Below are 11,613 nucleotides of genomic sequence, written 5' to 3' on the forward strand. Positions count from 1 at the left end.
CAGGGCCGGCGCGGCGTTGACATCAGTTGAGCCCCCTCTTATCTGTCCAACGACTTTGCGTCCAGAACCGTTTTCCGGGCGCTTTTTGTGTTTGCCAGTGTTCACTAATGTGTTTGCCAGTGTTCACGTGGAATTGATGGGGCCGGCCGGCGCTCATCTCAAGATTGAGAATTCTATCGAAAGGACCATTGGATGGTCAGTCTCGGCGGTCTCGCCCGTAAGGTTTTCGGTTCCTCCAACGACCGTCGGGTCAAATCGACCCGGCCGCGTGTCGAGGCGATCAACGCCATGGAAAACGAGATGCGGGCGCTTTCCGACGAGGAGTTGGTCGGCCGCACCGCGAAATTCCGCCAGGACATCGCCAATGGCGCCACGCTGGACGACCTGTTGATCCCGGCCTTCGCTACTGCCCGCGAGGCAGCGCGCCGCGTGCTCGGCATGCGCCCCTTCGATGTCCAGCTGATCGGCGGCATGGTGCTGCACAATGGCGGCATTGCCGAGATGCGCACCGGCGAGGGCAAGACCCTGGTCGCGACGCTGCCGGTCTACCTCAACGCGCTCGCCGGCAAGGGCGTCCACGTCGTCACCGTCAACGACTATCTGGCCACCCGCGACTCCGAATGGATGGGCCGCGTCTACAAGTTCCTCGGCCTCTCGGTCGGGGTCATCGTCCATGGCCTGTCCGACGAGGAGCGCAGCGCCGCCTACGCCGCCGATGTCACCTACGCCACCAACAACGAGCTCGGCTTCGACTATCTGCGCGACAACATGAAATACGAGCGCGCCCAGATGGTGCAGCGCGGTCACAATTACGCGATCGTCGACGAAGTCGATTCCATCCTGGTCGACGAGGCGCGCACGCCGCTGATCATTTCCGGTCCGCTCGAGGACCGTTCGGAAATGTACAACACCATCGACACCTTCATCATCCAGCTGCAGCCGCAGGATTATGAGATCGACGAGAAGCAGAAGACCTCGATCTTCACCGAGGAAGGCACCGAGAAGCTCGAGAACCTTTTGCGCGACGCCGGCCTGCTCAAGGGCGAGTCGCTCTACGACGTCGAGAACGTCGCCATCGTCCACCACGTCAACAATGCGCTGAAGGCGCACCGGCTGTTCCAGAAGGACAAGGACTATATCGTGCGCAACGGCGAGATCGTCATCATCGACGAGTTCACCGGCCGCATGATGCCGGGCCGCCGCTATTCGGAAGGCCTGCACCAGGCGCTCGAAGCCAAGGAGCATGTGGCGATCCAGCCGGAGAACCAGACGCTGGCCTCCGTCACCTTCCAGAACTACTTCCGCCTCTACAAGAAGCTGTCCGGCATGACCGGCACGGCGCTGACCGAGGCCGAGGAATTCGGCAACATCTACGGCCTCGAAGTCACCGAGATCCCGACCAATCTGCCGGTCGTGCGCATCGACGAGGACGACGAGGTCTACCGGACGGTCGAGGAGAAATACAAGGCGATCGTCAGGGAGATCCGCGAAGCCAGCGCCAAGGGCCAGCCGACGCTGGTCGGCACCACTTCCATCGAAAAGTCCGAGCAGCTGGCCGAGCGCCTGCGCAAGGAAGGTTTTACCGATTTTGAAGTGCTGAACGCCCGCCATCACGAGCGCGAGGCGGCGATCGTCGCCCAGGCCGGCAAGCCCGGCGCCATCACCATCGCCACCAACATGGCCGGCCGCGGCACCGACATCAAGCTCGGCGGCAATGCCGAGATGCGCATCGAGGAAGAACTCGGCGACATGCCGGCCGGACCCGAGCGCGAGGCGCGGGAAAAGGAAATTATTGCCGACATCGAGCGGCTGAAGGAAAAGGCGCTGGCCGCCGGCGGCCTCTACGTGCTGGCCACCGAACGCCACGAATCGCGCCGCATCGACAACCAGTTGCGCGGCCGTTCCGGCCGTCAGGGCGACCCCGGCCGCTCGAAATTCTTCCTGTCGCTGCAGGACGATCTGATGCGCATCTTCGGCTCCGAGCGCATGGACGGCATGCTGCAGAAGCTCGGCCTCAAGGAAGACGAGGCGATCATCCATCCGTGGATCAACAAGGCGCTGGAAAAAGCGCAGAAGAAGGTCGAGGCGCGCAACTTCGACATCCGCAAGAACCTTCTGAAATATGACGACGTCTCCAACGACCAGCGCAAGGTGGTGTTCGAGCAGCGCATCGAGCTGATGGACGGCGAGGGCCTCTCCGAAACGATCGCCGAGATGCGCGAAGGCGTCATCGACGAGATCGTCGCCAAGGCCATTCCCGAAAACGCCTATGCCGAGCAGTGGAACGTTGCCGGGCTGAAGGCCGAGATCGCCGAGTTCCTGAACCTCGACCTGCCGGTCGAGGACTGGGCCAAGGAAGAGGGCATCGCCGAGGATGACATCCGCGAGCGCATCGGGCAGGCCGCCGAAGCCGCCGCCAAGGAGCGCGCCGAGCGTTTTGGCCCCGAGGTGATGAACTATGTCGAGCGCTCGGTTGTGTTGCAGACGCTCGACCATCTGTGGCGCGAGCACATCGTCAATCTCGACCATCTGCGTTCGGTCGTCGGCTTCCGCGGCTACGCCCAGCGCGATCCGCTGCAGGAATACAAGGGCGAGGCGTTCGAGCTGTTCCAGGCCATGCTGGGCAATCTGCGCCAGGCCGTCACCGCGCAGCTGATGCGCGTCGAACTGGTCCGTCAGGCCGCCGAAGCGCCGCCTCCGGAAGCCCCCGACATGTTCGGCACCCATATTGACGGCACAACCGGCGAAAACGACTTCGAAGGCGGCGAGACCGCCCTCCTGGTCCGCCCGGAGACAACCGCCATCGTCGCCCCCGAAGACCGCGACCCCAACAACCCCGCCACCTGGGGCAAAGTCGGCCGCAACGAAGCCTGCCCCTGCGGCTCGGGGAAGAAGTACAAGCATTGCCATGGCGCGTTCGCGTAAGCGCAGCGTTTGAATTAAAGGATGAGGCCGGGATTTCCGGTCTTAATAGCCGCAGGTGTTTCCCGCATTGCCTTGCGGTAGCTGCTTTCGTCAGAAATCATCGCCTCAAGGTCGGGGGCATGGTTGCGGAATAGCCTTAAAGCCTCGCCCGCGTTGAGGGCGGACAACTTGTAGCCATTTCGACGGTATTGTCCGATTGAATCATAAGTCAGCTCTGCTTGGACAAGCAGACGGTGTGCGGCCGCAGCAGATCGCTGCTCACTCAAGGCTCTGTCGAGCTGCGTGGATAGCCGGTTAAAGGCCTGCGAAGCTTCGATGTTCCTCAAGGTCTGATGCCACTTCTTTTCTGCATCGCGCACACGCTCAGCTTCCTCTCGCAAAACAAGCCTGCCTTTCGCACTTTGCTCCTTCTGAAAAATTTCATATCGCAATTCGCATTCTGCGCAGCTTAAGGTGTTGTTATACCAACCTTGACTGTCCCTCGCCCAAGGATGGTCAGGCGTGCAATGCTCTACAACAATTTCCCCCTTCCCGCACGGACATGGGGTTCTGCCAATTACGCTACAGTCATCAGTCGACATGAGCATTCTCACGCTTCTTGTAGGGGCCGCGAACGGTCGGCTTCTCAGCTTCCTTCGCCTCGAGAAGCGTAACGATGTCCGCGATTTCCCAAAGTTTATCGGTCACGCCAGCGGCCATCGCCGGGGTCACGCGCAGAGAAGCATGAATGCGCACAAAATTGTAGTACATGAAGTGCAGGGCAACCGCGTTCGCGTGCGCTTGGACCTTCTTTGAGAAGCCGTTGGTCAGGCGCGTGAAGCGGCGCATGTGCATCCGCATCGTGAGGTTCTGGCGTTCGGCAAACGATATGCTGAGATGTGCCAGATCGGGCGAGCCCTCGATGCGGTTTTTCTTGATGCCAGTGCATTCGGCGGGGCTACAGCGACCCTTCGCGCTGTCCGGCGAAGCCCCGTACAGCTTGATCAGCATCGCGTAGTCGATGTCCCTGCCGAACGCGCCTTCAACGACCTCCAGATAAGCGCTATGGCCGTCGCTGGTCAGCTGGACGCGATTGGCAAGGCGGCGCGAAAGATCGTTCATGAAGCCCATTGCGTATTCGCTATCGCGACCGCCGACCAGCCACGACATGACAAGCTTGGTGTCGGCGTCGATGGCTGTCCATGTCCATATGTCGCCAGCGCCCTCTGAGGCAGCTTTGGCCGCCGCAACGTTCTTCTGCTTGGCGTAGGTGAACGACCAGATTTCATCGACTTGTATGCGCTTGCTGGTCAGGTTGCGAACGGCCTGGTCGTGATACTCGGCACATACGGCGCCGGCGTCCGAAAGGAGCTTGGCGATCGTGTTCTTACTCATGCCCTTGGGGCGGGTGATCGCTCGAATCGACTGGCCCTCACAAAGCATGTGCAGGATTTGGGAACGGGTGTTGGTATCGAGCTTGTTCATGCCCACGCCATATCGAGTCAATGCGTCGCAGTCAAGCATTCAGGTCAGTTTAACGCTTGCGGTTAAACGTATGTTGACTTATTTGAGGTAACAGCGGATATCCCGTTCCATGAAAGTCAGATTCGCCCGAAAGATCGACGCTCTTGTGGAGACGGACCAGGCCAACTCAACCGGCTTGCCGACGGCGGTCATTGCGTCGCTCAGGAACAAGCTTCTGTTTATTCGGGCAACGAAAGACGAAAGGGATTTGCGGCAATGGGCCAGCCTGCATTTCAAGCGGCTGAAGGGCGATACAAACGAGTGTGCGATACGTCTCAATGACCAGTACCGAATGCATTTCACGCTGGATAGCAGCTGCCAGCCAAACGAAATCGAGGTCACCTTCATCGGTGACCCTCATTGAGGAGGGAACAGGACGTGGACGCTAAGTTCAACAATTTCGCTGTACCTCCGGGCGTGTTCATTCAGGAGGAACTTGACGAGCGCGGCTGGTCGCAGACCGATTTGGCCTACATTCTCGGAATTCATCCGCAGGGCGTGAACCAGATCATTTCTGGAAAGCGAGGCATCAGCGCAGACATGGCGAAAGCGCTCGGCGACGCCTTCGGCACTTCCGCTGATCTCTTTGCCAACCTGCAAAAATCCTACGAGTTGTCCCGCGCGCATGATCCCGATCCAGCCATTGCCCGGCGAGGTCGAGTTCAATCGAAATATCCGCTGAGAGAGATGATTAAGCGTGGCTGGATTGCCGATGCATCGGCAGACATGATGGAGCTGCAGCTCGCTCGGTTTTTCAGTGTGGCATCCATCGATGATGTGCCGCATTTGGAGTACGCAGCCAAGAAGAGCCACTATGATGAAGTGCCGCCCGCACAACTTGCTTGGCTATTTCGCGTCCGTCATATCGCCAGAGAAATGGTTGCTCCGAAGTATTCTCAGGACAAACTTCGGAAAGCATTGACTGTCATGAAGAGGTGGCTCGCCAATGTCGAGGATGCCCGCCAAGTGCCGAGCGTCTTGTTAGAAGCCGGAGTTCGGTTTGTCGTCTCGGAAGGTCTGCCGGGTAGCAAGATCGATGGTGTTTGTTTTTGGCTCGACAAAGACAGTCCCGTAATTGGAATGTCTCTTAGGTTCGACCGGGTTGATAATTTCTGGTTTGTGCTAGCGCATGAATGCGCCCATGTCCTTCACGGTCACGGCATGTCCCAAGAGATCATCGATGTTGAACTTGAAAAGCAGGACGGCATCGATGCGGAGGAGAAGCTAGCGAACTCCGACGCTGCGGAATTCTGTGTGCCTCAGGACAAAATGAATTCCTTCTATGCCCGGAAGAACCCATTTTTCTCGGAGCGCGATGTAGCCGCGTTTGCGACACGGATGGGTGTTCATATCGGAATTATCGTTGGCCAACTGCAGAGAAGGATGGGCCGATACGACTTCCTTCGAAAGCATCAGGCTAGAATAAGAGAGCATCTAAGCATTGCAACTTTGGCTGATGGCTGGGGCGATGTAGTCCCTGTCGAATTGTAGGAGGGCCATGATGGCCAACTATCACCAACAAATGCAGGCGATCTTTGCACAGTACGCGGCTGAGGTGTCGCCCGATCCTGCCGATTTGCGGGAGGTTGGATCTTGGGCGATGAAACAGGGGCTTTGGCACCCGCGACCTGCGGATATTCAGACCCGCTTCGCCAACGAGATGGCTGAGGCGCTCAGGGAAGAATACCGAACAGACAGCGCCGGAAGGCGATACCGCGCGAACCTGGCTGTGCGGGCGACCACAGACGGTCGCCAAACGTCGCTGTGGGGTGACATCGATACTGCCCCGAGAAGTCATGTCGAAAAGGCTGTAGGCCAGCGCAGAAAGCAAATCGTCGGCGACTGTTGGCAGCTTCGCATGGATGCCGATCACTACAGCGACGCTCATCCCGACGAAGAGCGAATCCAGCTTGTCTTGGATTTCAACGACGACGTTGAAGAGATGATGATCGCTGCCGGTATCGACGAAGAGAAGGCGGCTTAGCTAGATTTCTTCCAGCGCGCCGCCGCTGCCGTTCTGGCGATCTCAGAGCGCTGTTCCGGCGTGAGTGCTTTGAGGCGGGCCTTGCTACCGATAAGGCCACCCTTGCGGGCGCTGGCGAGCGGCTTCTTGTCTTCCGTTTCGCCGGTCGCTAGATCGACAATCGACTTCGCCAATTGGTTGGCATCGCGCGGGCGCTTAGGGTGCTTGTCGGTCATCGCCTAATCGATCAACTTCATGTCCAGATAGTCTCTGGAGCTGTTCCAACGCCAAAATGTGTCGCCGCATTTCAGGCAATCGAACGTTCCTCGTTCCCGTTGCGGCCCGTCCTGATAGGTCGCGAGGTAGCGCGCCCCGCATTTTTCGCAGCGAATTTCATGGGTGCCCGTGCTTGAAATAGCCATGTTCTCAATATCGCATTCAAGCCCGGCCATTCAAAGGTGGAATTTTAAACTGACCCACTACCGCGGCGCTCCACCGTTCGTCGCTCGAAAAGCCAAATAGTTGGCTTTCGTCCGCTGCGCGGATCGCTCCGCACCGCCATGACGAATGCGCGTGCCGCGCACCATCCCCTGCCGGCCCTTCGCCATGGCTCCGGGCGTTCGTCGCTCGAAAAGCCAAACCGTTGGCTTTTCGTCCGCCCCGTCCCGCTCCCCCTCACCCAACCGTTTCTTAATGTGTCTCCGCTACACCAAAGCCTGAAAAGAAGCGGAAAACGGAGAGAAATCGGGGTGCGCTTTTCCGCGGCCACGACTGCCGGGCGGTTCTTGCCGCAGCGTTGGGCGCTGCGCATGGGGCCGTTGCTTGGCCGCATCGATGCCGTGCTGTTCACCGCCGACGAGCGCGGCGAAGCGAGCCGCATGTCGGTCATCGCCTTCTCGGTCCGCATCGTCAGCGCCGTCATCGCCTTCGTCAGCCAGGTGCTGATGGCACGCTGGATGGGCTCGTTCGAATATGGCATCTTCGTCCTCGTCTGGGTGACAATGGTCATCGTCGGAAACCTCGCCTGCCTGGGCTTCCACACCTCCGTCATCCGCTACATTCCCGAATATCGCGAGCGCGGCTTGATGGATGAGCTGCGCGGCATCGTACTGGCCAGCCGTCTGTTCGTGCTGATCGCCTCCACGCTGATTGCCGGGCTCGGCGCGCTCGGCGTCTGGCTGGCGGCGCCCTGGATCGAGAACTACTATGTGATCCCGTTCATCCTCGGCGTCATCTGCCTGCCGATGATCGCCATGTCCGACCTTTTGTCGGGCTTGGCACGCGCCAACAGCTGGGCGTTGTTTGCCCTGTCGCCGACCTATCTGGTGCGGCCCGTGCTGATCCTGCTGTTCATGGCGCTGATGCTGTTCGTGGGCTACGCACCCGATGCCAGGACCGCCATCTTCGCCTCGATCGCCGCCACCTACGCCACGACGCTGGGACAACTCGTCGGTGTCACCCAGCGCATGGAAAGGCAGATCCCGGCCGGGCCGATGAAGGTGCATTTCGCGCAATGGTTCATCGTCTCGCTGCCGATCTTCCTGGTCGAGAGCTTCTTCTTCCTGCTGACCAATGCCGACGTGCTGATGGTCGGCGCCTATATGGATCCCAACGACGTCGCCGTTTATTTCGCCACCGTGAAGACGCTGGCGCTGGTGCATTTCGTCTACTTCGCCGTCAAGGCCGGCGTTGCCCAGCGCTACGCCCAGTTCACCCATGGCGACCCGCAAAGGCTTGCCGCCTTTGCCCGCGAGACGGTGTCGTGGACGTTCTGGCCATCGCTCTTGATGGCGCTGCTGGTGCTGGCGCTCGGCGAGCCGATGCTGGTGCTGTTCGGCCCTGAATTCACATCAGGCTATCCGCTGCTGTTTCTGCTCGTCTTCGGCGTCGTGGCGCGGGCCGCCGTCGGCCCCTGCGAAAGCCTGCTGACGATGAGCGGCAACCAGAACATCTGCGCCGCTGTCTATGCCATGACGCTGGCCTTCAACATCGCCCTCAATGTGGTGCTCATCCCGATGTTCGGCCTGTGGGGCGCGGCAATGGCCACCGCCTTTGCCATGATCTTCGAAGCCGGCGCGCTCTCCTTCACGGTGTGGCGCAAGCTCGGCATCGCCATGCTCATCTTCGTGCCTGCGAAAGGAGCCGCGTGATGGCTGCCATCCCGTTGCTTGAGGAAACCAGCGGCGGCACCGCAGGAGCCATGGTGTCGGGCCTTGCCGGGCTGACCCGCGACGCCGACCCCGCCCATATCGAGATCCTCGCCAACAACCGGCCCGAGCGCAAGCTCGCCATCTACCCGGCATCGGCAGGTTTCGACCTGGTGGAGGAGCTGGATTATCTCTGCGCCCGCACGGTCGAGTCCAACGTGTTCTTCAACCCGCGCTTCCTGGCGCCCGCCATGCCGCGGCTGGAGGATCGCGAGGTGCGGCTGGCGGTCATCCGCGACGGCGACGAATACCGCAACCGGCTGCGCCTTCTGGTGCCGTTCTCGGTGGAACGGCCGGTGGTGCCGCTCGGCGTGCCGGTCATGCGCACATGGTCGAGCCCGTTCGGTCCGCTCGGCACGCCGCTGGTCGACCGCGACGACCCGGTCGGCGTCGTCGAGGACTTCTTCGCGATGCTGTCGCGCCCGCATCTCAAGCTGCCGAAAGTGTTCGTCCTGCCCGACATCCGGCTCGATGGCCCGGTGGCGAGCCTGCTTGCCACCGTGGCCGAGGCGCGCGGCCTGACGCTGGTCACCACCGGCCAGAGCCAGCGCCCGGCGCTGGAGAGCGAGCTCGATGGAGACGATTATCTGAAGGCCTCGCTGCGCTCGCACCATTATCGCGAGTTCCGCCGCCTGAAGCGGCGCCTTGGCGACCTTGGCAAGCTTGAGCATGTCGTGGCGCGCGGCCCCGAAGACATCCGCCATGCCATCGAAGGCTTCCTGTCGCTGGAAGCGGCCGGCTGGAAAGGCCGCGAACGCACCGCCATGGCGATCGACCGCTTCCGCGCCGCCTTCGCCCGCGAAGCCGTGCACCGGCTGGCCGAGCAGGACATGTGCCGCATCCACTCGCTGACGCTCGACGGCCGCACCATCGCCTGCCTGATCGTCTTCGTCGAAGCCGGCATCGCCTACACCTGGAAGACCGCCTATGACGAGACGCTGGCCAGCTATTCGCCGGGCACGCTGCTGATGATCGAGGTGACCAGGCAGCATCTCGACGATCCCAACATCATGATGACCGATTCCTGCGCGGTGCCCGACCATCCGGTGATGAGCCGGCTATGGGCCGAGCGCAAGCCGATGGGCACGCTGGTGATCGGGCTGACGCCGGACGCCGACCGCCTCACCCGCCAGGCCGCCTCGCAACTGCACCTCTACCGCGAAACCCGCAACATGGCCCGCCTGCTGCGCAACCGGATGAAGAGCTTGCTGGGACGGCGGTAGAGCAGGCAGGGTGCGGTCCGTCGAAACGGCGACGGCTGCCCTCCTTCGCCAAGGCTTCGGAGGACACTCCTTCGTCTATCGAGCTTCGAGTGGCCTGCCACCCGAAGCTCGAAGAGCGAAGGGTGGTGCCCCTAGCCGGAATCGAACCAGCACTCCTTGCGGAACTCGATTTTGAGTCGAGCGCGTCTACCAATTCCGCCATAGGGGCTCAGGCCGGGCGGCCTGGATGGCGCGGGACTATACGGTTGGAGGGCTGTTCGTCAACTGGCCAATTCTCCGGCGCTCTCAAGATGCGACCAAACTGCGACTTTCGATTTCGTGACGGGGCTGCCATTGTGCAGCGCGGAAAATCTTTCTAGACAGGCGGCGCATCAAAGCGCGGCACGTCTGCGGGGACGGATGGCGCGCTCTGGGTCTTTGTTGTGTGCATGCCGTTACACCCCACCTGCCTGCGCAATGGAACGACACGCATTAGGAGTGCCGATGCTTCGCGGACTTTACGACTGGACCTTGTCGCTGGCGGCCCGTAAATCCGCCGAATGGTGGCTGGCCTTCATCGCCTTCGTCGAGAGCTCGGTGTTCCTGGTGCCGGCCGACGTGCTCTATTTGCCGATGGCGCTGTCGCGGCCGGATCGCGCCTACCGCTATGCGCTGATCGCCACCGTCGCCTCGGTGCTGGGCGGCATCGCCGGCTGGTTCATCGGCCACTACGCCTATGACGCGGTGGCGAGGCCGATCCTCGAATTCTACGGCAAGTACGACGAGTTCGAAGCGCTGCGCGCGGGGGCAGGCGTCGGCTTCATCGTCCTGATGCTGATCACGTCGGGCGCCGCCCATCTGCCGCCGATCAAGGTGGTGACGATCCTGTCCGGTGTCATCGGCGTCAATTTGCTGTTGTTCGTGGTGCTGGCGATCGTGGCCCGCGGTGGCCGCTTCCTGCTGCTCGCCTGGCTGTTGCGCCACTATGGCGAACCGATCCGCGAGTTCATCGAAAAGCGCCTCGGCCTCATCGCCGGCGCCGGCGCGGCTGCCCTGATTTTGCTCTATATCCTGGTCAAATACGCGTTCTGAACAGAACCATTGCGAGCCGGACGGACCGATTGAAATGACAGCGACCATGAATGCCGACACCGGACGCCAGCGCACGCTGACCGCCTTGTTCCTCGCCGTCGCCATGGCCGCCACCGTCGGCTCGGCGCTCGGCTTCCAGTATCTCGGCGGCTACATCCCCTGCCACCTCTGCCTCGAACAGCGCACGCCCTACTATATCGGCGTGCCGCTGATGGTGCTGGCGGTGATTGCGTCGATGCTGCACGCACCCAGCTGGCTGACGCGCGGCCTGCTGGCGGTCGGCGGCATCCTGATGCTCTACGGCCTCTATCTCGGCGTCTACCACTCCGGCGTCGAATGGCAGTGGTGGGCCGGCCCGACCGATTGTACCGCAGGCGCCGGGCCGGTCGACACCGGCGGCAAGGGCGTGCTCGACGCGCTCGACAAATTCGTGCCGCCGTCCTGCGACAAGGCCGCATTGCGCATCCTCGGCCTGTCCCTGGCCGGCTGGAACGCCATCGCCAGCCTGGTCCTCGCTGCCGTCGCCTTCCGCGGCGCCCTCACCCGCGACTGATTGAGCAGCGCGACGCAGAGTTCGAGCAAAAATTCGCCAGGCTGAGTCGGATGGCGCGGCTTTCGACGTCCGAGCCAGGTCGACCCCCACTCCGTCTCGGCTTCGCCGAGCCACCTTGTATCTACACGAGAGAGATTTCGTGGGATTAGAGCGATTGAGCCAAGGTCC

At 61.4% G+C, this 11,613-nt stretch carries 11 protein-coding genes and 1 tRNA gene; 8 read left to right on the forward strand and 4 right to left on the reverse strand.

Translation table 11 applies throughout. From position 1 onward, the window contains the following. The first annotated feature begins 192 nt into the window (after positions 1–192). Positions 193–2,925 carry a preprotein translocase subunit SecA gene (gene secA / locus NKJ67_RS31015; protein ID WP_352585078.1) on the forward strand — a complete coding sequence of 911 codons (2,733 nt, stop codon included), beginning with the start codon at positions 193–195 and terminating at the stop codon, positions 2,923–2,925. A gap of 14 nt (positions 2,926–2,939) precedes the next feature. Here the strand turns inward: secA and NKJ67_RS31020 are convergent, their stop codons facing one another. Continuing rightward, complete coding sequence (locus tag NKJ67_RS31020) at positions 2,940–3,356, reverse strand: hypothetical protein (RefSeq protein ID WP_352441708.1); 417 nt, start codon at positions 3,354–3,356, stop codon at positions 2,940–2,942. A gap of 139 nt (positions 3,357–3,495) precedes the next feature. Beyond that, a complete protein-coding gene (locus NKJ67_RS31025) occupies positions 3,496–4,389 on the reverse strand; it encodes an IS1 family transposase (protein WP_352585080.1) in 894 nt (297 codons plus the stop codon). 109 nt (positions 4,390–4,498) lie between these two features. On the opposite strand from NKJ67_RS31025, the gene NKJ67_RS31030 reads away from it, so the two are divergent. The 3 genes from NKJ67_RS31030 to NKJ67_RS31040 are packed head-to-tail and all read left to right on the forward strand — an operon-like array spanning position 4,499 to position 6,412. Next, complete coding sequence (locus tag NKJ67_RS31030; RefSeq protein WP_352441710.1) at positions 4,499–4,792, forward strand: type II toxin-antitoxin system RelE/ParE family toxin; 294 nt, start codon at positions 4,499–4,501, stop codon at positions 4,790–4,792. 14 nt (positions 4,793–4,806) lie between these two features. Then, positions 4,807–5,919 carry a HigA family addiction module antitoxin gene (locus NKJ67_RS31035; protein WP_352441711.1) on the forward strand — a complete coding sequence of 371 codons (1,113 nt, stop codon included), beginning with the start codon at positions 4,807–4,809 and terminating at the stop codon, positions 5,917–5,919. 10 nt (positions 5,920–5,929) lie between these two features. Beyond that, entirely contained in the window at positions 5,930–6,412 is a 483-nt protein-coding gene (locus NKJ67_RS31040) for a hypothetical protein (RefSeq protein ID WP_352461349.1), read from the forward strand. On the opposite strand, the gene NKJ67_RS31045 is transcribed toward NKJ67_RS31040, so the two are convergent. Then, positions 6,409–6,627, reverse strand: a complete 219-nt coding sequence (locus NKJ67_RS31045; RefSeq protein WP_352441713.1) for a histone H1 — start codon at positions 6,625–6,627, stop codon at positions 6,409–6,411. The two genes, NKJ67_RS31040 and NKJ67_RS31045, sit on opposite strands and share 4 nt — an antisense overlap. Positions 6,628–7,140: 513 nt before the next feature. Here NKJ67_RS31045 and NKJ67_RS31050 point away from each other — a divergent pair. Together NKJ67_RS31050 and NKJ67_RS31055 are read left to right on the forward strand one after the other, a co-directional pair. After that, on the forward strand, positions 7,141–8,541 hold the full coding sequence (locus NKJ67_RS31050) for a lipopolysaccharide biosynthesis protein (RefSeq protein WP_128304567.1): 1,401 nt from the start codon (positions 7,141–7,143) through the stop codon (positions 8,539–8,541). Then, positions 8,541–9,821: a GNAT family N-acetyltransferase gene (locus NKJ67_RS31055; protein WP_352585082.1), complete on the forward strand. Its 1,281-nt coding sequence runs from the start codon at positions 8,541–8,543 to the stop codon at positions 9,819–9,821. Before NKJ67_RS31050 ends, NKJ67_RS31055 begins: the two co-directional genes overlap by 1 nt. Positions 9,822–9,944: 123 nt before the next feature. Here NKJ67_RS31055 and NKJ67_RS31060 read toward each other — a convergent pair. Next, a tRNA-Leu gene (locus NKJ67_RS31060) sits at positions 9,945–10,029 on the reverse strand. Between the two features lie 275 nt (positions 10,030–10,304). Here NKJ67_RS31060 and NKJ67_RS31065 point away from each other — a divergent pair. After that, positions 10,305–10,892, forward strand: a complete 588-nt coding sequence (locus NKJ67_RS31065) for a YqaA family protein (protein WP_023811139.1) — start codon at positions 10,305–10,307, stop codon at positions 10,890–10,892. 34 nt (positions 10,893–10,926) lie between these two features. Next, positions 10,927–11,445 (forward strand): disulfide bond formation protein B, encoded by a 519-nt coding sequence (locus tag NKJ67_RS31070; RefSeq protein WP_352585084.1) that lies wholly within the window; start codon positions 10,927–10,929, stop codon positions 11,443–11,445. Positions 11,446–11,613: the final 168 nt, after the last annotated feature.

Origin of the sequence: Mesorhizobium sp. M0088 (assembly GCF_040322895.1) — a bacterium.
Classification (GTDB): domain Bacteria; phylum Pseudomonadota; class Alphaproteobacteria; order Rhizobiales; family Rhizobiaceae; genus Mesorhizobium.